The following is a 20,249-nucleotide window of genomic DNA, read 5'->3' as shown; positions in this document are numbered from 1 at the left end:
TTTCCACAGCTTTTCTGCGTACCTTAGAGGTTCAGAGGCCGTGCCCGGGTGGGAGTTGCGGGCAGCTGAGCTCCGTTGATGAAGTATATTCTTGTGCTGCTGGCCTGCTGCCTGCCCCTGCTGGTGCGCGCGGCCACGCCCCTGCAGCCCCTGCAGATTGCCGAGCAGTTCCTGGCCCGATCCGGCTGGCCCGATATGCGGCACTACCTCAGCGGCGAAGCCGCCGGCCAGGCCCGCCGCCAAAGCCTGGGCCAGCAGATTCCGGCCGCCGTACAGCGCCGCTGTGAGCTGCTGCAACAGGGCGCCGCTACGGCCGTGGTAAGCGTGGAGCTGCGCGACTCTGTGAGCCGCAGCGACATTTACCTGCACTTCCGCCGCGACTCCGCTGCCGCTACCCCCTGGACGCTGGCCGCCGTGCGCAGCCTGGCCATGACCCAGCTGGGCCCGCCCATGCTGAAGATTCTGGCCGACATGCCCCCCGGCGAAGTAACCCAGTACAACCAGAAGCACCCCGATGCCCCCCACGCCTTCATGCTGGGAAACATCCGCCTCTGGATTGGCCCCGATGCCGACATCATCGAACACTTCCGCCGCCATCAACCCGAGTTTGAGCAGGCCGCGCGCCTTATCCAGAACCGCCGGTTTTTCGCTTCCCCCCTCGACTCTACGCTTTCCGGCGAGCAGGCCGCCAACGCCGACGCGGAGCTGCTGGCCCTGCTGCGGCCGCTCTACATCAGTCGGGTTACCCAGCGCACCCTGGGCTCGGTGGCCGGCCTGGAGTTCATTATCGGGGGCGTTACGGATAACACGGTGGGCCTGCTTTATCAACCCAATGCGGCCCAGGTACCCCGCATGAGCCCCGAGCGCATTATTATGGTGAAGCCGCTGGGCAAGGGCTGGTACCTGTATAAAACCACCTAGCCACGTCAGCAGCCCACTTTTGGGCTGTTGCCCTCTTCAAAAGAACGTGACGGGCCCGCTCCATTTCGGGCGCCCGTAACGGAAGCTTGGCGTTAGTGCCTAGCTTTGCACCCCCTTCGCCGCCCCTACCCCGCCTACATGCCCCAACGCCACTTCCTGCTTTACAAACCCTACGGCTACCTTAGCCAGTTTACCAGCGAGTTTGAGCGGGAGCAGCGGAAGAAACGATTTCTGGGCGAGCTGTACGATTTTCCGGCTGGCACCATGGCCATTGGCCGCCTCGATGAGCACAGCGAAGGGCTGCTTCTGCTCACCACCGACGGGCAGACCAGCGCCCAGGTGCGCGGCAAGGACATCGAGAAGGAGTACTACGCCCAGGTAGATGGCCTGATTACCGACGAAGCCGTGGCTCAACTGCAGGCCGGCGTAGAGATTGGCCTGCGCGACGTGCGCTACCACACCCTGCCCTGCCAGGTGCGCCGCCTGCCCGAAACGCCCGCCCTACCCCCACGCGGCCGCCGCATCCGCTCCGACCGCCACGGGCCCACCAGCTGGGTCTCCATCACGGTAACGGAGGGGAAATTCCGGCAGGTGCGTAAAATGACGGCGGCGGCTGGTTTTCCTACTCTGCGCCTGGTGCGCGTTCGGATTGGCGGAATTACGCTGGGCGACCTGCAGCCCGGCGAGGCGCGGGAGGTATCAGAGCTGGTAGTGCCCACCGGCTCGGCTCCCGGCTAACCTGGGCCGGGCCTGGGGCCGCCAACGCCGCAGGCTCATTGCCGGAATCCGGTCAACAAATTGATTTATAGACTTTTATTATTATTAGCAAGATCTATAAACCAACTATATTCCAGACTGCCTATATATTTTGCGGCGACATGAAATTTATTATCCGCGCCGCTAGTTATTATATGCTACCCTACTGCGTCACCAGCGGCTTCGCTGGTGCGTATCTCTCCTGAAAAAGCATCCCCGCTCACCAGAATATTTCATCCTAACGACGACAGGCCATGGGCAGATCACAAGCCACTTTTGGAAAGAAAGAAAATGAAAAGAAGCGCCTGAAAAAGCGCATGGACAAAGCTGAGCGCAAAGAAGAGCGCCAGGCCAATGCCAAAAACGGCGGCAACCTCGATGAGATGCTGGCCTATGTAGATGAGGATGGCAACATCACCTCTACCCCGCCCGATCCCACCCGGAAGCGGAAAGAAATTAAAGTAGAAGACATTACCCTGGGCGCCCGCAAGCAGGAAGAAGAGGACCCCGCCGACCTGATCCGACAGGGTACGGTATCCTTTTTCAACGACTCCAAGGGCTACGGCTTCATTAAGGATCAGAAATCGGGGGAAAGCATCTTCGTGCATGCCAACGGCCTGATCAACCAGATCAAGGAAAACGATAAGGTGACCTTTGAGACGGAAATGGGTCAGAAGGGCCTGAACGCCGTGCGCGTGCGCCTGGCCGCGTAACTGCCTTTCCTATGCTCCTATAGGTACTTTTTTCGCACCTGCCCGACGGGCAGAGGTAGAACGCCCAGCGGCGGCAGCTCTTTCCCGGAGCTGCTGACGCTGGGCGTTGCTATGGGCGGGGTGTCGGCCGGGTTACAGCAGCAGCACATCAATGCGGTGGGCGTGCACCATCTGCAGCGTTTCCGACCAGGCGAAGAGAGTAAAGAAGCCATCCTGCGAGGCCACCAGGGCCAGGGCGTCGTGCTGGTCGTGCACGAACTGGGCCGCGGCCAGGTGCCGGGTGCCGCCGTTCTGGGCGGGGTGCAGGTAGCGGGCCACACTGTCGATAACCGGCTCCGTGAGCACCATCTTATCAACGGGGACGCTGGACTCCGCCCGGGCCACTTTGGCCCCGAAGGCCAGCAGGTGGTAGTCGCGGGTAATGACGGTGGCCCCATCAACGGCCGTAAAACCGCCCACAATGGCAATGCTCCGCTGTATTTCTTCCAGCCACTTGCGCTTGGACAGCTCTTGCTGCACCTGGGCAATACCGGTGTAGGCCGGGTGTACGGGATAGGTCATGGGCTGCACAATAGACTCCTGCCAGGCCGTAGAGCCGGGCGGCACCACCAGCACCAGGCCACCACGGCCGTGGGCGCGCATGGCCGCCGCCAGCTCTACCAGCACGTTGTCGGTTTCGCCGGTGCCGGTGGGCAGCCCCTGGCCCGGCAGAAACAGCTGCAGGGCCGGGCAGTCGTCCACGGCCGCGTTTTCGGCATCTACCAGTTGCAGCTGGTCGCCGCGCAGAATGGCTACGTTCACAAACTTCCCGAAGCCGTCGGCGCGGCGGTGCTTCACCACCAGCAAGCCCGGCTCCACTACCTCCAGCACAAAGCACAAGGGCGGAATTTCGCTGGCCGTGCCCCACACGTACAGGCCCTCATCGTCGTACCACACGCCCAGATGAATGCTGGGCTGCTCCACGGCCGGAGCCAGCTTCAGCAGGTTGTAGGGCGTCAGGCGGCGCTTCCCGAACACCACGGGCTGCCCGGCCTGCTCGGGGCGCAGCAGGGTCAGCGAAATCCGGGGCGGGTGGCCTTCCTCACGGCGCAGACTGGCCCAGAACGCGGCATCAATCATGGCTTCCACCCATTGCACGGGCGGGGGCGCGGCCAGCTCCGGCAGGGCCTGCTCCATAGCCATGGCGTGGTGGCGAGCAAAGTGGGTTTCAATCATGGGGGCTACCATGCGGGCTGCCAGGTAGGTGGGTTCGGAAAGCATAAGGAAAGCGTGCGAGGCTGTAAGAGGATGGGGTTGCCGCCGTAGCTGCCCCCGGGCAGCACAACAGGCCGGGCGCCCCGCCGGTTTGCCGCGCGCCCGGCAAAGCGGCGGGGCAAGCTCCGTATTTGCTACCAGCGGGGTTCCGTATAAACGCGGAATTCCGCCGCAAAGGCTGAACTCCGGATGGCCCCGCCCCCACGCGGCGCGTAGGAATAGGGCAGCCGCTTCGGGCGGCTATTGCTCTGCATCTTACTCTACCCCCCGCTATGAAACAACTACTTACCGCAGCTCTTGCTAGCCTGCTGCTGCTGGGCGGCTGCAGCAACGACGACGATGACCAAGCCCTGGGTCCTACCCTAACTAACCTTAACCTTGCCCTGACTCCGGTGGCCACCTCTACGGTGCAGTGGACCGGGGTAGCGGTTACCCAGCAGGGGCGGGTGTTTGCCAACTTTCCGCGCATGGAAACCGATACCATTCCTTACTCGGTGGCAGAGGTGAGCGGTACCCAAGCCACACCCTTCCCCGACGCCGAGTGGAACACCTGGGACCGGAGCCTGCCGCCCCAAAACCGCTTTGTGTGCGTGCAGAGCGTGTACGTGGATGCCAACAACTTCCTGTGGGTGCTGGATGCGGCCTCGCCCAAAATGCGCGGGGTAGTTCCCGGCGGGGCCAAGCTGCTCAAGTTCGACCCTACCACCCGCCAGCTGGTGCAGCGATTCGATTTCGATGAAAGCATTGCCTACCCTACCAGCTACCTCAACGATGTGCGCGTGGATACCCAGAATAACGTCGCCTACCTCACCGACTCGGGCTCCGGGGCGCTGATTGTGGTGAACCTGGCTACCAAAAAAACCCGCCGCCTCCTGGAAAATAACCCCTCCACCAAATCGGAAAACCTGGTGCTGACGGTGGAGGGCCGGGTATGGCGCAACGCCAGCGGCGAGCTGCCCTCCCTTGATTCTGATGGCCTGGCTCTCTCGCCTGACCGCGCCTACCTCTACTACCACGCCCTGACTGCCCGGCCGCTCTATCGCATTGCCACCCAGTACCTCCGCGACGAAAACCTGCCACCCACGCAGCTGCCCCAGCGCATTGAGCTGGTAGGCAATACCAACCCGCCCGACGGCATGATCTTCGACCCGGCCGGCAACCTCTACCTGACCGATATTCAGAACAACGCCGTCACGCGCGTTACCCCCTCCGGCGAGCTGCAGTTGGTAGCCCAGGCGGCCCAGCTGAAATGGCCCGACAGCTTTTCGGTGGGCCCCGATAACTCACTCTACGTTACCACTTCCCAGCTCCACATTCCGCGCAAGGAGCGCACCGAGCCTTACCAGATCCTGAAAATGACGCTCCCGCAGCCGTAGCCTGGCCTACCCCTCCCGCATACGGCAACCCCTTGGCTGAAGCTCTACGGCAGCGTTCCGGCCAGGAGGTTTGCGGCTTTTGGCTCAGGTGGCAGAACGGGTAACATTATAATAAACAGCCTATAATGGCGCTTACACCTGTTTCCATCTATATATTGCCTCCGGGATAATGCGTGCGCCGGTACCCGGGCGTGCCAAAGGCCGCATTGCCTCAGGTCCCGGTGGAGTCCAGAAACCACCTTAAAAACGGGGCGTTACCGAAAAGCCTTACGAGTAGGGACCTTTTTACTTTATCAGTACATGAATTACTTTTTACACGTACTACGAAACTACGCCTTATTTCAGGGCCGTGCCCGGCGCAAGGAGTACTGGATGTTTGTTTTGTTTAACATTATCTGCGCCACCGTCATTCTGATGGTGGATGGTGCGATAATGGCTACCGGACTCCTGACCGTTAGCCCCTTCTACATCCTCTACACCCTGGCTATTATCGTACCCAGCCTGTCGGTATTGGTAAGGCGCCTTCACGACCAGAACAAAACCGGGTGGTGGGCTCTGATTAGCTTCGTGCCGGTGGTAGGCGGCATCTGGCTGCTGGTGCTGCTGTGCACCGAAGGCACCCGCGGCGACAACCACTACGGCCCCGACCCCAAGGCGGAGCCGGTGCTGGCTTACTAATCGTCGAGTTTTCTTGCAGAAGAAGGGCAGCCGGGCTTGGCTGCCCTTTTTTGTGCCCACAGCCTACCTCCCGGTCTGGTTCTGGCGCCGGGCGTGCCGCCCCCGCCACAGCCGCAGGGCTAGCCGCAGCACCACCAGCCCGAACACGGCCATCAGCAACAGCCCCGCCCCCAGTACCCCGTTCAGGGGGATGGCCGCCGGAGCCAGCCCCAGCTGCTGCCCCAGCCCCACGGCCACGCGCAGAATGCGGAAGGAGGTGAACTGCATATAAGCCAAAAAGGCCACGCACAACCCGAAAGCCGCCCGCACTACCCCCCGCTGCCGCACGAACATGGCGGCCAGCACCATCAGGATGCCGTAGAGCCCGGCTCCCACCAGCACGCCGCCCAGGCCGCCCACCAGCAAGAACACGTACTTCTCTTCCTGCTCGCCGGCATGGACCAGCAGCGGCAGGAAAAGTCCGCCCCCGAGCAGCGTACCGCGCATCAGCTTCTTCATTAGCGAAAGATAAAACCGCCCGGCGGCCGCATCCAAGCTGCGCCGGGCATTTCCGGTCCGCTTCCCTACCCCCCTCCAGCTCCGTAAACCCTGCGCACTGCCACCTCAGCCAGCCACCATTCCTCTAGCGCTTCAGGCTGACTGGGGCGAAACACCTGAAGCCAGAGTCTAAAAACAGATTGTGGGCACTTGCTGGTCATTTGTGACTTTTTTGGCCTTACTACCCGCGAGCAGGCTCCGAGGCCACGCGCCGAAACCTAGATATGCAACCTGAACAGCAATAGTTCTTATCAGCCATTCATCTAGCCAGTTAAGAGGCGAAATAATCTTCTGGCTTCCGGGAAAAATTCTTTTATTTGCTTCTATACACCCGCATACTTTTCGGTTGGCGCGGCCTGCACTTTCCCCAGAAGTCAGCTGCCTCAGCCGGCAGCGGTGGTACCTGTTTGGCCCGTCGGTGCCTCGCTTTCACAGCGGGCGGGCGGCCTGGCGAGTTTTCACTCCCGCTCATTCAGGCAAGGCAGGGCTGGCTTACTCCCCAGGTAGGCCCGAGCCCCCGCCTGCCGGCTCCGCCCAGAAACCGGCGAGGCCCCGTTTGCTGCTGCTTTTCTACCAATTCCCGCGTTTATGCTTCAACTTTTACTTGCCTTATCTACTGCCCTTATCCCTGCCCTGCCTTCCGGCGGTAGCTTGCCTGCCCCGGTAAACGCTCCTGTGGCCCGCCCGGTGGCTACGCTGGTGACGGGCCGCGTAACCAACGATGCCGGCCAGCCCCTGCCCGGCGTGGTAGTAGGCGTGCAGGGCTCTTCCCTGGCCACCAGCACCAACTCCTCCGGCGAGTTTCTGCTGCAGCTCACCACCGATAAATCTGTGCTGCTTTTCCGCTACCACGGCTACCGCGACCAAAACCTGGAGGTGGTGGCCGGCGAGCCGCTGGTAGTGAAGATGTACCCCGTCACCAGCTCCCTCTCTACCGCTACCTCCTCCGGCCAGCCGGAAGTGCTGAACCACTCTGAGGAGTTGCCCTCCTTTCCCGGCGGCGACGCGGCCTACAGCGCCTTCATTAAGCAGAACGCGGTGTTTCCGAAAGAGGCCCTGGCCCGGCGTATATCGGGTACGGTGTACGTCAGCTTCGTGGTAGATGAGCAGGGCCGCATTACGGATGCCCGCGTGATTAAGGGTTGCGGCGGCGGCCTCGATGAGGAAGCCCTGCGCCTCGTCCGGATTATGCCCTGGTGGACGCCGGGCAAGGAGGGCGGCAAACCCGTGCGCGTGGCCCGCACCATTCCGGTGCCCTTCCTCTACAAGCAATAAGCCCACCCATCCGTAAGAGCAGGCCACAGCTTACTTCGTAGCCTACCCCCTTACTACCCGTATAACCAGCTGAAGCTTCTGTAGATAAGAGCTTCAGCTGGTTATACTTTGCGCTGCTGCAAGCGCCAGGGCACAGCTTATCTAGTCTCTGGACAACAGCTCCAGCGCTTTTTCCAAGGCAACATCTCTGCTTTCCTCTGACTGGGAAATGTGCTGAGCCGGCACGAAATTCTCGCGGGGCGTGCCGTTTATATGATAGATGCGCTCGAAGGGAATAGCAAACCCAATACCTGAGTTTGGCAGTCTATAAGAAGCAATACCACCGTTGAGGCGGGCCATTTCGGTGCCCAGGATGGTGGCCCGCTGCATGGCGTCAAACCCAATGGTAATGCCCTCGCCCATGCTGCTGGTCCAGCGGCCCACCAGCACCACCAGCGGCCGGGTATAGGGCCGCGGGCGCGGCGACACCAGCTCCACCCAGCTGCGCTTAATACCGTAGCGCTGCTCTTCGGCCGTTAGCTCGTGGCGTTGGTAGGGTTGCTCCCGGGTAATGAACCGGCTCAGGATAGCACGCCCCACCGTGGTGTTGCCACCGTTGGGCGTTTCGCGCAAATCCAGAATCAGGCCGGAGGTAGCCGACAAGGCATCGAGGGTGCTGTCGAAGGCTGCTATCAGGTTGTTATTGCCCAGGCTGTTGTTAACCCGGATATAGCCGATGGTGCCCAGCTGCCGGCTTTCCAGCAGGCGCGGGTAGCCGATGTTCTCGAGCTGCGCCGTTGGCTTATCGGGGTAGAAGGTTAGCGTGCGGCCCTGGCTGCGCACCGTTAGTTTGCGCGGGTTGTTGTGGGTGCCGGCCAGGGCTAGGTTGAGGGCTACCTCCCGGGCGGCCTCGTCGGGGGCCCTCAGGGTTCGGGGCAATAGCGGGGGTAGGGCCTGGGCCAGCGGCACATCATTTACGGCTACAATTTCCATTCCCGGCCGCATCCCTGCGCGCTCAGCCCCGAAACCAGCCCGCACGGCCACCACCACCGGCTTGCCCTGGCGGAACTGCGCCCACACATCGGAGCCGGAAGGAAGCAGCCGGCGCGAATCGGGGAGGTTGGTGGAGAGGGAAGCGTGGTTATCGTAGAGCTCGTGCAGGGCATTCTCCAGCAGGCGGGTAAAGGCGGCCTTGGTAGTGATACCCGGCAGCTGGGCTGCGTAAAGGGTGCGTACGGTGGCCCAATCGGTCTGCTTCTTATCAAAGTAGCAGTAGTTCTCGCTGATGGTTGTCCAGAAATACGCGAAATCCTGCTGGTACTGAGCCGGGGTTAGCGGGGCTTGGGCGCGGAGGGTAGCGGGCAGGAGCAGCAGGAGCCCGATATAGGCGGCGCGGCGGCTGGTAGCGTGTAGCACAGGATCAGGCGAAGTATAGAGGTATGGAGGGGTAGCTAGTTACAAAAAGCCGGGCACGCGGCCCTGCAGGCCCTACCGCCGCAGGCACAAGAGGCCGCGAATACCAGCGTGCTCGGGCAAGGGCTGGGCTGGCTATGTTCTTAGCTTCTGACTGAGGCACTCATCACGTCGGCTTTTGCGAGCTAAAGAGTTCGGATACTGTCGTGTAGCTTTAGCCGCAGGTATTCTGACTCGGTGTATGCGCTTTACTACTCTTTTCTTGCTGGCGGTGCTGCTGACCGCCACGGGCCGGGCCCAGACCAGGCCCGCCGACTTGCTGCTGATTGGCACCTTCCACTTCGACAACCCCGGCTTCGATGTAGCCAAGATCAATACCCTGGATGTGCAGGCCCCCAAAGTGCAGGCCGAGCTGGAAACCATGGCTTCCCGCATAGCTGCCTTCCAGCCGGATAAAGTTTTTGTAGAATGGGAAGCCAGTGACCAAAAGAGCCTCGACGACCTCTACGCGGCCTACCTGGGCCCCGACTACGCCGGGTACGTGCAAACCAGGTTCTCTCAGCGGGCCTACGGCTTCTACACCCGCAATGAAATCGTGCAGCTGGCGTTTCGGGCAGCCAAGAAGGCTAAGCTCACCAAAGTGTACGCCATGGATTACCGGAAAACCCAGTTCCCCTACGACAGCGTGATGCAGGCCATGAAAAGCGCCCACCAGGAGGATCTGCTGCAAGGAGTACTGGCCTACGTGAAATCCTACGAGGAAAACATGAACAAGAAGCTGGCCTCCAACTCCCTCACCCAGCTTCTGCTCGACGAGAACACCAAGACCAACCTCGACTTCAATAAGGGCTTCTACCTTGATAAAGTCAACCGGGCAGGCACCACTACCAATTTCAGCGGCCCCTTCCTGGTTTCGGAGTGGTACCGCCGCAACCTCTATATGTACTCTATCATCCAGAAAACCGTAGCCCCCACCGATGATAAAGTGGTCGTGCTGGTGGGCTCCGGCCACGCCGCCATGATGCGCGAGTTCCTCAGCTTCGACAGCAACTTCCGCCTAAGGGAGTTGAAGGACGTGCTGAAAAAGTAAGCCCGGGCGGCTCCGCCCTGAAGCTGTAGCCCGGGGTTCAGCCTTCCGGCGGGGGTAGGGAAACGGCTTGTGCTACCCCGGTAACGGACAATTTGCGTAGCCGGCAGCTGGCACATTTCGTGAGCCCGTCCGTAGTAACTGTTCCATCCATTCATCCCTATCTTACTTTATATGACCGAGCAAGAGCCCGATTCAGAACAGGAAATGTCGCCCTCCGGGGCGCCGGTGTACCGCTACGAGGGCGTAGAGCCCGCCGAGTTCAGCCTGGCCTCCGGCGACGACGAGACTATTGAGGCTATATCCAACCACATTGAGCGCCACATTGGCCCGGTGAGCGGGGTGTTCCATGAGCTAATTTCCGATAAGGTGCACATTGATGTGCACTTCGTGGAGCCCAGCGCCGATTTTCCGTTCAAGGTTCTGGTAACCTCCGGCATGAGCGACCTACCCATGGCTGCCCCCGAGGGTGCCGAGGAGTGGCGCTACGCTGAGCTGTGCATCTTGCTGCCCAGCACCTGGGAGTTCCCCGACATGGGCCCCGATGCCGAATATGAGGATGAGGACGCCATGGAAGATAAGTACTGGCCTATCCGGTGGCTGAAGTACCTGGCCCGCTTCCCCCACGAGTACCGCACCTGGCTGGGCTCCGGCCACACCATCCCGAACGGGGAAGCCGCCGAGCCCTTCGCCTCCAACACCAGGCTGGGCTGTATGCTGCTACTGCCCTCCCTGAGCCTGCCCGAAGAATTCACGACGCTGAAAATCAGCGAGGAGAAAACCATCTACTTCTACTCGCTCTACGCCATTTATCAGGAAGAAATGGACCTGAAGATGCGCGAAGGGGTACAGGCCCTCATTGAGAAGTTCGAGGAGCACGGCATCACCGACGTGATGGACCTAAACCGCCCCAACGTAGCCAAAAAGAAGGGTTTCCTGGGGTTGTGGTAGCCGCCACGGACAGTAACTCACCTGATTTTCACCGCTTCACAAACCCTTAGGCGGAGCTGGCTAAAGTTTTCTACTGAACTCATGCCACAAGTCGGTAGAAGAGCCGTAGGCTGACCGAAAATCAACGGGACCCTAACAACAAAGCGGCTGGTGCTCTGGTAGCGCCAGCCGCTTTGTTGTTGCGGGCCCGGCCGCGGCGGGTGAAATGTGACAGCACGGCACATTTGCACACTTTCCCTGCCGCCTAGCCAGCCCTTGTGGCGGGCTCGTGGCCTGTAACAACGACCCCGGTAGCTGGTTTACCGTTGAGCAATACTGCTCTGTTTCCGTTTTCGTGCTGATGAGAAAATTCACCTGGTCTCTGGGCCTGTTGCTACTGCCCGGCCTGGGCGTGGCCCAAACCCGCGCCGCCAAACCCGCTGCTGCTCCGGCCCCTACCTACCTCACATCCACCCAGCAGCTGACGCTGCAGGCCGCCCTCGAAATGAGCGCCCGGGCCCAGGCCAAAGCCGCTACCCTGGGCAAGCAGGTATCGGTGGCGGTGGTAGATGCCAGCGGCCAGACCATTGTGCTACTGCGCGGCGACGGCGTGGGTCCCCACAACACTGAGGCCGCCCGCCGCAAAGCCTACACCGCCCTTTCCACCAAAACCCCTACCCTGGCCCTGAGCCGCAACGCCCGCGCCAACCCTGACACCCAGAACCTGAACTCCCTGCCCGAGCTACTGCTGCTTAGCGGAGGCGTGCCCCTGCTGCACAACGGGCAGGTGATTGGCGGCATTGGCGTAGCCGGCGGCGGCAGCCCCGACAACGACGACCTAATCGGGAAGGCCGCTGCGCTGCCCGAGGCCGGCATCAGCACGCCTTAGCCGGCCGCTCTGCGCAACCTTTGGCCCCTGATGAGGTTGCTCCTTAATATGCCGCGTCCAACCAGGCGCAGTCTTTTTTCACCTAATGCCCTTTACCCGTTGAAAACGCTCCTCGTTTGCCTGCTGAGTTTGCTGCCCCTGCTGGGCATGGCCCAGGCCACCCCAGCCAAAAACCAGCTCAGCACCCACATCCTCGACATCAGCACGGGCCAGCCGGCCCCCAGCGTGACGGTGAGCCTCTCCCGCTACAACGCCGCCCAGAAAACCTGGACCGCCGTAGCCGAGAAGAAAACCGACGCCGCCGGCCGCATCGCCGATTTCCTGCCCGCTACCAGCGCAACTGGTACGCCCGGCACCTATAAGCTCACCTTCCTCACCCAACCCTACTTCGAGAGCAAGAAGCAGCAGTCCTTCTACCCCTTCGTGGAGGTAGTATTCGAAATCAAGGACGGCGCGCACTACCACGTGCCTATCACCCTCTCGCCCTACGGCTACTCCACCTACCGCGGCAGCTGAGGCCCCGGCCGGTTTCCTACCCAACGCCAAAGCCTATCGCCAGCACGGCTTCACCCTCCACACCATCGAGGGTGACATCGAGAACCTAAGCAAGTTGCTGGAAGGCGAAACCATCACCATCTAGGGCCAACAGTATCAAGTGACTAAGGACGGGTTTAAGCTGGTGCAGAAGACGTAGATTTGGCAAAATGATTTGGTTCAACACTATTATCTGTGTAAATCGATAGAAGATAGTCACAGGCTACGCTAATTCAATATATCCATTGACACCACTAACTGTTTTCTACATACCAATGAAGGAGTATCTAGACAGCATATCAGCGTTATCGTTTAGCTTAAAAGAACTTATTTCCGGCATAACATTTGGAAAGTTTTTCAAAAGCGTAATCTCATTGGCTATAATAGCTATTATGTTCGCATTTATGTACGAATATTTTAGCTCTTATTTCTTCTATTCAAAACTTGAAAAACAAATAAAAATAATAGAAGAGATAAAAAGGATCAGTACTGACAATGAAGAAATAAAGAAAGCAAGCGATTCGGCACTACTTTCAATAATAAAGGACATTAATTACACGCGTATCAAAACAAATTATTCGAATAGCATTAAAAATGTATTCACAAACAGATTATTAGAAAGTCTTCTAAAAATACTTGCGGCTTGCATCATACCAATTATCGCAATCATAAGCAGTTTAAAAGACAAAGATAATTCTAGTACAATAATAGGATCAATTGCATTTATATTCATTTTTGGAACAATATCGATATTCATACCGGTTATTTATCAGATTTGGGTTAATATGTTATTAATAATCCTAGCAGAAATTTTAGTATTATTACCATTTATGAATAAAAAATAAAAGGGATCCTACTATTTCTAGCAAGAGCCCTTTTATTTTTATTCCTCCGAAAAGAATTACATATGAATAGCCCGGTTCTCGGTAGCAGCGAGGCAGGCTTCCTTCATGGCTTCGGCGTAGGTGGGGTGGGCGTGGCTCATGCGGGCTACGTCCTCAGCGGAGGCGCGGAACTCCATGGCCGTTACGGCTTCGGCAATGAGGTCGGCGATGCGGGGGCCGATCATGTGCACCCCCAGGATTTCGTCGGTTTCCTTGTCGGCCAGCACTTTCACGAAGCCGTCGAGGTCCATGGAGGCGCGGGCGCGGCCCGAGGCACGGAAGGGGAACGAGCCGGTTTTGTAGGCCTTGCCCTGCTCCTTCAACTGCTCTTCGGTGTAGCCTACGCCGGCCACTTCCGGCCAGGTGTACACTACCCCCGGGATGAGCAGGTAGTTGATGTGCGGCTTCTGGCCCACAATGGTTTCGGCCACGAACACGCCTTCTTCCTCGGCCTTGTGCGCCAGCATAGCGCCCCGAATCACGTCGCCGATGGCGTAGATGCCGGGCACATTGGTTTGCAGGTGCTCATCAACCTTAATGCGGCCGCGCTCTTCCATTTCAACGCCGGCCGCTTCCAGATTCAGGCCTGCGGTGTAAGGCACGCGGCCCACGGCTACCAGGCAGTAGTCGCCTTCAAACTTCACTTCCTCGCCTTTCGGGTTGGTAGCGGTTACGGTCACGGCGTCGCCCTCGCGGGTAGCGCCGGTTACTTTGTGGCTCAGGAAGAACTCAATGCCAATTTTGCCCAGGATGCGCTTCAGCTCCTTGCCGAGGGCGCGGTCCATGGTCGGGATGAGCGAGTCCATGAACTCAATTACGGACACTTTCGCGCCCAGGCGGGCGTACACCGAAGCCATTTCCAGCCCGATTACGCCGCCACCAATTACAATCATGTGCTTGGGCACCTCGCGGATGTTCAGGGCCTCGGTGCTGGTAATGATGCGCTGCTTGTCCTGCTTGATGAAGGGTAGTACAGTAGGCTTAGAGCCGGTAGCGATGATGACGTTTTTCGTCTCGATCTGCTGCTCCTCGCCGCCCGCGGTAGGCTGAATTTTGATGTGGTTTTTATCTACGAACGAACCGACGCCGTGCAGCACGTCGATCTTGTTCTTCTTCATCAGGAACTGAATGCCGTCGGTATTGGCCTTCACCACCCCGTTTTTACGGTCGATGAGCTGGTTCATGTTGATCTGCAGGTCGCTCAGCTCAATGCCATGCTCCTTGAAGGTGTGGCCGGCATTGTGGAAGTGCTCCGTCGAGTCGAGCAGTGCCTTGCTGGGGATGCAGCCTACGTTGAGGCAGGTGCCGCCCAGGGTGTCGTACTTCTCAATCAGGGCAGTTTTGAGACCTAGCTGGGCGCAGCGGATGGCCGCCACATAACCGCCCGGCCCGGAGCCGATGACGGTAACGTCGTATTGGTTCATATTCAACGAGTGAATTCGGTGGAAATCAACAGGGCAAAGGTAGGCAAGCCGAAGTTGTGAGGTAGAGAAATTGTGAAATGCTGACCAAGGTCAGGTTCTACTAGATTGAGAGGTTAGAGCTAAGAAGGGGGGGTAGGGTAGTTGACTAGCCTGAAACGGTGACAGTAAAACGACCGGAACATCACGACCAACCAGAACGTCATGTCGAGCTTGTCGAGACATCTCGCGTGCTGACGTTGGATTACTAAAGCAACATCAGCACGCGAGATGTCTCGGCAAGCTCGACATGACGGGCAGAAGTAAACCATTTAACAATTATCTATCGCCCCTACCCCTCCTAAGGAGAGCAACCCGCATCAATGCTTAGTTGCCTTGTTTAGCCAAGACAATCGGTGTAGCTGACGCGGTAGTAGCCTCACAGCTGCTGGTCCAGTCGCTGAGGGATTTGAGGATGGGCAGCAGGCGCAGGCCGTTTTCGGTGAGGGAATAGTCCACGCGGGGCGGCACCTCATTGAAGGCTTCGCGCAGAATCAGGCCAGATTCTTCCAGCTCCTTCAGCTGCTCGGCCAGCACCTTGCGCGATATGAGCGGGATGTGCGCCGCCAGCTGCCCGAACCGGATACGGCGCTGGCCTATGCCCCAAATAATGAGGGGTTTCCATTTTCCGCCGAGGATGCCCATGGTGCGCGTCATGGAGCAGGAGGAGCTTAGCATCTGGTCGTTTTTCATGCTGGTTACCTTGAGGTTACTAGTAACGTGCTTGTAACTAGTTTCTACGCAAACTTACTATCCATTAGTAACTAATGTACACTATCAGCAGTTCCTTTGCGTAACAAACGCATTCAAGCTGCTAGTAACCCCTGCTTTGTTTGCCACGGAAAGCCGACCTGATCAGCGGCTGACTGCGGATGGGTGGTTACGCCACCCGCTTTTATTCCCTGCGGAAATTAAGCCCGCGGGTTACCAAACTCCCAGATCATTTCCTCATTCCTGAGGACACCTACATGAAAAAGCTAGAAGGAAAAGTTGCCGTTATCACGGGCGGAAACAGCGGTATTGGCCTGGCTACGGCCAAACGATTCGTAGAAGAAGGTGCCTACGTGTTCATTACCGGCCGCCGCCAGCAGGAGCTGGATGCCGCCGTGCGGCAAATAGGCCGCAACGTAACAGGCGTGCAGGGCGACGTAGCCAACCTCGCCGACCTTGACCGCCTATTCGCTACCGTACAAGCCGAGAAAGGCACCCTCGATATTGTGTTTGCCAATGCCGGGGGCGGCGAGTTCGTTCCCCTGGGCGCCATCACGGAAGAGCACTACGACAAGACCTTTAACAGCAATGTAAAGGGGCTGGTGTTCACAGTGCAGAAGGCCCTACCCCTGCTCAAGGATGGAAGCTCCATTATCCTGAACGCCTCCATTACGTCCATCAAGGGCAGTGAGGCCTTTAGCGTGTACAGCGCTACCAAGGCGGCGGTCCGCTCCTTCGCCCGCACCTGGACAACAGACCTGAAGCAGCGTAAGATTCGGGTGAATGCCCTCAGCCCCGGTCCTATTGCTACGCCCGCCCTGGATAGTCTGGTCAGCACGCCCCAGGAAACGGAACAGCTCAAAGCCAACCTGGCGAGTACCGTACCCCTCGGCCGCCTCGGCGACCCCGACGAAATAGCTAAAGCCGCCTCCTTCCTCGCCTCCGATGAGAGCAGCTTTATCACGGGCATTGAGCTGTTTGTAGATGGGGGCGCGGCCCAGATCTAAGCTCGGGCCTGGTTCCTGATCTGCTTAGCGGTAGAGCCGCAGCCTGATAGTTTCTAAGCGCAAAAGCTCCTCTTCTGAATCCAGAAGAGGAGCTTTTGCATCATCATACCTCCGTTAATTTAGCCGGCTACCAGCTCCAGCTGGCTTACCTGCCCGCGCAGCACCTCGCGGGCCAGGGCCAGGCTGGTATCCTGGGCCTTCACCACGAGGTAAATCAGCCGGTCGCCGGTGGCAGTCAGCTGGAGCAGATGCAGCTGGCTGGAAAGCGTCACGAGAATGTCCTCGATGTGCTCATCGACCAGCGCCAGGGCCGCCATGGCTTTCTGCTTCTGCCTGACCACTTCCGCGTTGTAGGCCGCGGCCGTGCTGGGGTCGATGGCGGGCGAGTTGGAATGGGCCGCCAGGCAGGCTCCCGACTCCACGTCCACCACGGCCACGGCCAGCAGCTGGGGCAGCTCAGCCCGTACGTTTTCCACTACTTCAGTGGCTACCGGGTCCGGGACGTTGAACTCCGGAACGGGTTTGCGCAGCGTACGGTGAGAGGCTTTTCGGCGGTAGGATTTCGGCTTCACTAACTCTATCTACTAAGTACCCAGGCGCAGAAAACGCCTAGAAAATCAGCCAGCGCTTTTTCTGCTGGCGGGGCAGCAGGGTTACGTCGGCGGTGCGGGAGCCCTTTACGGCCACTTCTTCATCCTGGTAGCCACCATAGCCATACTTCAGGGAGGTAGTACCGGCCGGAACGGCCAGCACGTACTCGCCCTCAGCGTTGGTTGATACCCCACGCAGGCTGCCGGGCTGGATTACGGTAGCGCCTACCAGGGGCTTACCGTTTTCGCCCTTAATGATGCCACGCACGGTAATCATGCGCATAGAAGCCGCCGAGGAGGCCATTTCAGCCGAAGCGCCGGCTTCCAGCACTTCCGTAGTAGCTACGTCGGTGGGCAGGTTGTCGGTGGGGGTGCGCTCGGTGGGCAGGCTGGTGCCCGCGAAAACCACGGTGCCTACCAGCACGGCCGAGGCAACCAGCGTGGTAGCGCGGCGGCGGAAGCGTACGGGCTCGGCCCGGATATACTGAATCTGTTTCTGCACCCAGGTAGGAGCCGAGCCAGCCTCTTCGGCGGCCTGCAGCTGCTGCCAGCGCGTGAGCGTACCGTGGGCCTGGTCGGCGTCGCGGCGCAGGTATTCTTCCACGGCCCGGGCCGAGGCCTTGCTCAGGTCGCCGCGCAGGTAGGCATCCTGGTACACGGGCAACAGCTCGCCGGTTTGCGGATCAAAAGGAGAAGCAGTAAGTTTCATGACATGCAGTGGGATAAAAGGGTGAGAGATGAAAAAGATAGCCGCTACCACCCCTACCCGTCCCGGGTTGCCTTAGTCCTCGCAGGTGCGCATCACTTCCCGGGCAATACCCAGGTTGGTGTCTCGGCAATCCACGACCACATAGAGAAACCGGCGCCCGTCGGGGAGCAGCCGCAATAAGTGTAGTTGGGTCTGGAGCGTAATCAGCACTTCTTCCAGCTGCTCCTCGGCTGGCAGGCGCAAGGCAGCCAGCGCCAGGCGCTGCTGCCGGATAACCTCGGCGTTGTGGCCGAGCACTTTGCTTAAGTTGAACTCGCGGGCGGTGGTATAAGTAGCCAGGGCCTGGCTGCTCTCTACCTGCACCACGGCGGCCGCGACCAGCTCTGGCAGCCCTGCCAGCACGTGCTGCAGAATCCGCTCGGCGGTCAGCCGCTCGGGTCCCGCCGCCCCCCCAGACGAGACAATCTTGTTGACTACCGGCCCGGTCAGGCCTTGTAGCCGATTCAGAAAGGGTAGTTGCATGAAGATTTGCCCACGAAAAGCGTTGCCATCCGGCCGCGCAGCCATACGCTGCCGCCAGATGTCAACCGGTTACCGGGCCGCCGCCCACCACTACAGGTCGGCATCCGGAGCGGCAGGCCGCTGGTGGGCCTGCCGCTCCCGTGCCGTTGCGTTAGCCGCTGCGTGGGGTTTAGTTGAGGTTGCCGGCGTGGGAGCGCAGCACCTCGCGGGCAATAGCCAGGTTGGTGTCGCGGGAGTTCACTACCAAGTAGATAAACTTGTTGTTCTCGGTCAGTTTCAGCAGGTGAATCTGGTTGGAGAGGGTAATGAGGATGTCCTCAATGGCTTCGCCCTGAAGCTTGAGGGCGGCCATGGCCTTCTGCTTTTGCTTTACTACTTCGGTGTTGTAAGCAGCGGCCGTGTCAGGGTTGATGGAGGGCGTGTTGGAGTGCGAGGCCAGGCTCATGCCTGAGTTCGTATCTACCACGGCCACGGCCATCAGGCCCGGCAGATCCTGCAGAATACCGTCAATTACTTTTCCGGCGGGGTTGTTAACTGAGTAAGCCATGCTATTAAGTTGATGAAACTATGGAGATGAGGAAGTGAAAAAGCCATTCCGCACAAGCCGCCTGTTCCTCTTCTGCCACCCTGCCCCAGCCCACGCGTTGGCCTGCTATCCGGCGACGTAAAAGAAGTAGTAATAAAACTTGTGTGAGACGCCTTGAACCCGGCAAAACATAACCGAACACAGGCTGACTTACTCCACAAATTTCCCCTGATTCACCCCTCTAAAAAATGATTGACATCAACTTAAAAAATGATATTTATTAAATTATTCCCACGCTTTCCATACTGGGAACCCATTTTAGGAACACTATAATACAATTTCCTCTAACTTACTCTCTATCCCCGGCTAAAACAAATAGCCCCACGCTTTTTTATTTGCGTGGGGCTATACGGATTTGGATAATTTCTGGTTTTGCCTCTGCAACAATTTTTCGCGGACTTGCCCAAAACTAGCTGTACATAGTGGCTACCTGGCGCAGGCGTGCCACATCCAGCACCGTGATTCGGCTGCCTTGTGTTACAACCAGCCCCTCTTCCCGCAGCTCCGAGAGCAGGCGGCTGGCGGTTTCTTTGGCCGTACCCATCAGGGCAGCCAGGTCGTCGCGGGAGATAGGGATGCTGAAGCGGGCGTCGGTGCCAGGGTGAAACAGGCTGTGCAGCATCAGCAGGGCCTCGGCCAGCCGCTCGCGCACGGGCTTATAGGCCGTGTGCAGCAGGCGCTCCTCGGTTTCGCCCAGGGCCTGGGCCAGCAGGCGCATGAGGGCCTGAGAAAACTGCGGATTCTGGCTGATGATGCTGAAGAAATCGGCGCGGGGCACCAGGCACACCACACAGTCGGTGAGAGCGGTAGCGGCGGTAGAGAAGTTGCCGCCCATCATCAGGGACCGGTAGCCCAGCACATCACCCTCCTTGGCCAGGCGCACAATCTGCTCCTTCCCGTCGGCGCTGATCTTTGAGATTTTCACCTTCCCCTGGTGTATGCAGTAAATCCCGCCCGGACGGCTGCCTTGCTGGAAAATCACCTGGCCCTTATGGTACGACTGGTGGAGCTTACCGGCGGCAATCAGGTTCAGCTCATTGTGTTGGCAGGCTCCTAGCAACGACTGCCCGTGATGCGGACAGCCCTGGCAATTGATCGGGACTGACGGTGCTACCATAGTCTGACGGAATAGAATTGCTTCGCTAAAAACCTGTTACTTACCGGAGGCCTACTCCCCGCCCGCTTCTGAGCTCAGTGCTCAGCAGGCCGGCGGTAGCATCAGACAGCCAGATAAAATTCAAAATCTACTTACAATATCCGACCCAAAGCCTAGCGCTTGCGGACAGTACAGCTGAGCCAGGAAGCCAAGCAAACCACACGCCAGCAGAATTAGTGCGGCTTCAACTGTAAAATTAACCTATTTTTAATCTATCCACTTCAAGTCAAGCCAACGCCCTGTCCCAAATTCGGATTAACTAAATCCAATTTGAGAATAGCT

Annotated in this window: 22 protein-coding genes; 12 read left to right on the top strand and 10 right to left on the bottom strand. The window is 58.9% G+C overall.

The window, feature by feature from the left end:
* Nucleotides 1–78 precede the first annotated feature (78 nt).
* From FGZ14_RS17105 to FGZ14_RS17095, 3 genes are all read left to right on the top strand, one after another.
* Nucleotides 79–921 carry a hypothetical protein gene (locus FGZ14_RS17105; protein WP_139925408.1) on the top strand — a complete coding sequence of 281 codons (843 nt, stop codon included), beginning with the start codon at nucleotides 79–81 and terminating at the stop codon, nucleotides 919–921.
* 105 nt (nucleotides 922–1,026) lie between these two features.
* Nucleotides 1,027–1,659, top strand: a complete 633-nt coding sequence (locus FGZ14_RS17100) for a pseudouridine synthase (RefSeq protein ID WP_257883262.1) — start codon at nucleotides 1,027–1,029, stop codon at nucleotides 1,657–1,659.
* Nucleotides 1,660–1,931: 272 nt separating this feature from the next.
* On the top strand, nucleotides 1,932–2,390 hold the full coding sequence (locus tag FGZ14_RS17095) for a cold-shock protein (RefSeq protein WP_139925407.1): 459 nt from the start codon (nucleotides 1,932–1,934) through the stop codon (nucleotides 2,388–2,390).
* Between the two features lie 132 nt (nucleotides 2,391–2,522).
* On the opposite strand, the gene FGZ14_RS17090 is transcribed toward FGZ14_RS17095, so the two are convergent.
* Nucleotides 2,523–3,650: a putative sensor domain DACNV-containing protein gene (locus FGZ14_RS17090; protein WP_139925406.1), complete on the bottom strand. Its 1,128-nt coding sequence runs from the start codon at nucleotides 3,648–3,650 to the stop codon at nucleotides 2,523–2,525.
* Between the two features lie 266 nt (nucleotides 3,651–3,916).
* On the opposite strand from FGZ14_RS17090, the gene FGZ14_RS17085 reads away from it, so the two are divergent.
* Together FGZ14_RS17085 and FGZ14_RS17080 are read left to right on the top strand one after the other, a co-directional pair.
* Nucleotides 3,917–5,020 (top strand): L-dopachrome tautomerase-related protein, encoded by a 1,104-nt coding sequence (locus FGZ14_RS17085; protein ID WP_139925405.1) that lies wholly within the window; start codon nucleotides 3,917–3,919, stop codon nucleotides 5,018–5,020.
* Between the two features lie 300 nt (nucleotides 5,021–5,320).
* A complete protein-coding gene (locus tag FGZ14_RS17080) occupies nucleotides 5,321–5,698 on the top strand; it encodes a DUF805 domain-containing protein (protein ID WP_139925404.1) in 378 nt (125 codons plus the stop codon).
* Nucleotides 5,699–5,761: 63 nt separating this feature from the next.
* Here FGZ14_RS17080 and FGZ14_RS17075 read toward each other — a convergent pair whose 3' ends face one another.
* Entirely contained in the window at nucleotides 5,762–6,196 is a 435-nt protein-coding gene (locus FGZ14_RS17075; RefSeq protein WP_139925403.1) for a hypothetical protein, read from the bottom strand.
* Between the two features lie 627 nt (nucleotides 6,197–6,823).
* Between FGZ14_RS17075 and FGZ14_RS17070 the strand changes: the two genes are divergently transcribed.
* Nucleotides 6,824–7,510: a TonB family protein gene (locus FGZ14_RS17070; RefSeq protein ID WP_139925402.1), complete on the top strand. Its 687-nt coding sequence runs from the start codon at nucleotides 6,824–6,826 to the stop codon at nucleotides 7,508–7,510.
* A gap of 141 nt (nucleotides 7,511–7,651) precedes the next feature.
* Here the strand turns inward: FGZ14_RS17070 and FGZ14_RS17065 are convergent, their stop codons facing one another.
* Nucleotides 7,652–8,905 (bottom strand): S41 family peptidase, encoded by a 1,254-nt coding sequence (locus FGZ14_RS17065; RefSeq protein WP_139925401.1) that lies wholly within the window; start codon nucleotides 8,903–8,905, stop codon nucleotides 7,652–7,654.
* Nucleotides 8,906–9,143: 238 nt separating this feature from the next.
* Between FGZ14_RS17065 and FGZ14_RS17060 the strand changes: the two genes are divergently transcribed.
* The 5 genes from FGZ14_RS17060 (at nucleotide 9,144) to FGZ14_RS17040 (ending at nucleotide 13,187) form a co-directional block, all read left to right on the top strand.
* A complete protein-coding gene (locus tag FGZ14_RS17060) occupies nucleotides 9,144–9,992 on the top strand; it encodes a DUF5694 domain-containing protein (protein ID WP_139925400.1) in 849 nt (282 codons plus the stop codon).
* A 171-nt stretch (nucleotides 9,993–10,163) separates the two neighbouring features.
* Entirely contained in the window at nucleotides 10,164–10,940 is a 777-nt protein-coding gene (locus FGZ14_RS17055; RefSeq protein WP_139925399.1) for a suppressor of fused domain protein, read from the top strand.
* Between the two features lie 340 nt (nucleotides 10,941–11,280).
* On the top strand, nucleotides 11,281–11,808 hold the full coding sequence (locus FGZ14_RS17050) for a heme-binding protein (RefSeq protein ID WP_139925398.1): 528 nt from the start codon (nucleotides 11,281–11,283) through the stop codon (nucleotides 11,806–11,808).
* Nucleotides 11,809–11,907: 99 nt separating this feature from the next.
* Nucleotides 11,908–12,324 carry a hydroxyisourate hydrolase gene (gene uraH / locus FGZ14_RS17045; RefSeq protein WP_257883261.1) on the top strand — a complete coding sequence of 139 codons (417 nt, stop codon included), beginning with the start codon at nucleotides 11,908–11,910 and terminating at the stop codon, nucleotides 12,322–12,324.
* Nucleotides 12,325–12,617: 293 nt separating this feature from the next.
* On the top strand, nucleotides 12,618–13,187 hold the full coding sequence (locus tag FGZ14_RS17040; protein WP_139925397.1) for a hypothetical protein: 570 nt from the start codon (nucleotides 12,618–12,620) through the stop codon (nucleotides 13,185–13,187).
* A 56-nt stretch (nucleotides 13,188–13,243) separates the two neighbouring features.
* Here the strand turns inward: FGZ14_RS17040 and lpdA are convergent, their stop codons facing one another.
* Entirely contained in the window at nucleotides 13,244–14,650 is a 1,407-nt protein-coding gene (gene lpdA / locus FGZ14_RS17035; RefSeq protein ID WP_139925396.1) for a dihydrolipoyl dehydrogenase, read from the bottom strand.
* Between the two features lie 363 nt (nucleotides 14,651–15,013).
* A complete protein-coding gene (locus FGZ14_RS17030) occupies nucleotides 15,014–15,379 on the bottom strand; it encodes a helix-turn-helix domain-containing protein (protein WP_139925395.1) in 366 nt (121 codons plus the stop codon).
* A gap of 275 nt (nucleotides 15,380–15,654) precedes the next feature.
* Here FGZ14_RS17030 and FGZ14_RS17025 point away from each other — a divergent pair, with 275 nt between their 5' ends.
* Entirely contained in the window at nucleotides 15,655–16,404 is a 750-nt protein-coding gene (locus tag FGZ14_RS17025; RefSeq protein WP_139925394.1) for a glucose 1-dehydrogenase, read from the top strand.
* A gap of 119 nt (nucleotides 16,405–16,523) precedes the next feature.
* Here FGZ14_RS17025 and FGZ14_RS17020 read toward each other — a convergent pair whose 3' ends face one another.
* From FGZ14_RS17020 to FGZ14_RS17000, 5 genes are all read right to left on the bottom strand, one after another.
* Nucleotides 16,524–16,976: a hypothetical protein gene (locus tag FGZ14_RS17020; protein ID WP_257883259.1), complete on the bottom strand. Its 453-nt coding sequence runs from the start codon at nucleotides 16,974–16,976 to the stop codon at nucleotides 16,524–16,526.
* A gap of 37 nt (nucleotides 16,977–17,013) precedes the next feature.
* The gene (locus FGZ14_RS17015; protein ID WP_139925393.1) at nucleotides 17,014–17,703 is read right to left on the bottom strand and encodes a carboxypeptidase-like regulatory domain-containing protein; all 690 of its coding nucleotides are present in this window, start codon (nucleotides 17,701–17,703) and stop codon (nucleotides 17,014–17,016) included.
* Between the two features lie 72 nt (nucleotides 17,704–17,775).
* Nucleotides 17,776–18,225 carry a hypothetical protein gene (locus FGZ14_RS17010; RefSeq protein ID WP_139925392.1) on the bottom strand — a complete coding sequence of 150 codons (450 nt, stop codon included), beginning with the start codon at nucleotides 18,223–18,225 and terminating at the stop codon, nucleotides 17,776–17,778.
* Between the two features lie 169 nt (nucleotides 18,226–18,394).
* Nucleotides 18,395–18,772: a hypothetical protein gene (locus FGZ14_RS17005; protein WP_139925391.1), complete on the bottom strand. Its 378-nt coding sequence runs from the start codon at nucleotides 18,770–18,772 to the stop codon at nucleotides 18,395–18,397.
* Between the two features lie 448 nt (nucleotides 18,773–19,220).
* Nucleotides 19,221–19,928 (bottom strand): Crp/Fnr family transcriptional regulator, encoded by a 708-nt coding sequence (locus FGZ14_RS17000; RefSeq protein WP_139925390.1) that lies wholly within the window; start codon nucleotides 19,926–19,928, stop codon nucleotides 19,221–19,223.
* Nucleotides 19,929–20,249: the final 321 nt, after the last annotated feature.

The organism is Hymenobacter sp. DG01 (assembly GCF_006352025.1).
Taxonomy (GTDB): domain Bacteria; phylum Bacteroidota; class Bacteroidia; order Cytophagales; family Hymenobacteraceae; genus Hymenobacter.
Note: the sequence above shows the minus strand (reverse complement) of the source record. Positions and strands in the feature narration are given on the sequence as shown.

What these genes read in the sequence shown, in the direction of transcription:
- FGZ14_RS17105 (WP_139925408.1), top strand. Translation starts at nt 79, where the DNA reads ATGAAGTATATTCTTGTGCTGCTGGCCTGCTGCCTGCCCCTGCTGGTG.
- FGZ14_RS17095 (WP_139925407.1), top strand. Translation starts at nt 1,932, where the DNA reads ATGGGCAGATCACAAGCCACTTTTGGAAAGAAAGAAAATGAAAAGAAG.
- FGZ14_RS17090 (WP_139925406.1), bottom strand. Translation starts at nt 3,650, where the DNA reads ATGCTTTCCGAACCCACCTACCTGGCAGCCCGCATGGTAGCCCCCATG.
- FGZ14_RS17085 (WP_139925405.1), top strand. Translation starts at nt 3,917, where the DNA reads ATGAAACAACTACTTACCGCAGCTCTTGCTAGCCTGCTGCTGCTGGGC.
- FGZ14_RS17080 (WP_139925404.1), top strand. Translation starts at nt 5,321, where the DNA reads ATGAATTACTTTTTACACGTACTACGAAACTACGCCTTATTTCAGGGC.
- FGZ14_RS17075 (WP_139925403.1), bottom strand. Translation starts at nt 6,196, where the DNA reads ATGAAGAAGCTGATGCGCGGTACGCTGCTCGGGGGCGGACTTTTCCTG.
- FGZ14_RS17070 (WP_139925402.1), top strand. Translation starts at nt 6,824, where the DNA reads ATGCTTCAACTTTTACTTGCCTTATCTACTGCCCTTATCCCTGCCCTG.
- FGZ14_RS17060 (WP_139925400.1), top strand. Translation starts at nt 9,144, where the DNA reads ATGCGCTTTACTACTCTTTTCTTGCTGGCGGTGCTGCTGACCGCCACG.
- FGZ14_RS17055 (WP_139925399.1), top strand. Translation starts at nt 10,164, where the DNA reads ATGACCGAGCAAGAGCCCGATTCAGAACAGGAAATGTCGCCCTCCGGG.
- FGZ14_RS17050 (WP_139925398.1), top strand. Translation starts at nt 11,281, where the DNA reads ATGAGAAAATTCACCTGGTCTCTGGGCCTGTTGCTACTGCCCGGCCTG.
- FGZ14_RS17040 (WP_139925397.1), top strand. Translation starts at nt 12,618, where the DNA reads ATGAAGGAGTATCTAGACAGCATATCAGCGTTATCGTTTAGCTTAAAA.
- lpdA (WP_139925396.1), bottom strand. Translation starts at nt 14,650, where the DNA reads ATGAACCAATACGACGTTACCGTCATCGGCTCCGGGCCGGGCGGTTAT.
- FGZ14_RS17030 (WP_139925395.1), bottom strand. Translation starts at nt 15,379, where the DNA reads ATGAAAAACGACCAGATGCTAAGCTCCTCCTGCTCCATGACGCGCACC.
- FGZ14_RS17025 (WP_139925394.1), top strand. Translation starts at nt 15,655, where the DNA reads ATGAAAAAGCTAGAAGGAAAAGTTGCCGTTATCACGGGCGGAAACAGC.
- FGZ14_RS17015 (WP_139925393.1), bottom strand. Translation starts at nt 17,703, where the DNA reads ATGAAACTTACTGCTTCTCCTTTTGATCCGCAAACCGGCGAGCTGTTG.
- FGZ14_RS17010 (WP_139925392.1), bottom strand. Translation starts at nt 18,225, where the DNA reads ATGCAACTACCCTTTCTGAATCGGCTACAAGGCCTGACCGGGCCGGTA.
- FGZ14_RS17005 (WP_139925391.1), bottom strand. Translation starts at nt 18,772, where the DNA reads ATGGCTTACTCAGTTAACAACCCCGCCGGAAAAGTAATTGACGGTATT.
- FGZ14_RS17000 (WP_139925390.1), bottom strand. Translation starts at nt 19,928, where the DNA reads ATGGTAGCACCGTCAGTCCCGATCAATTGCCAGGGCTGTCCGCATCAC.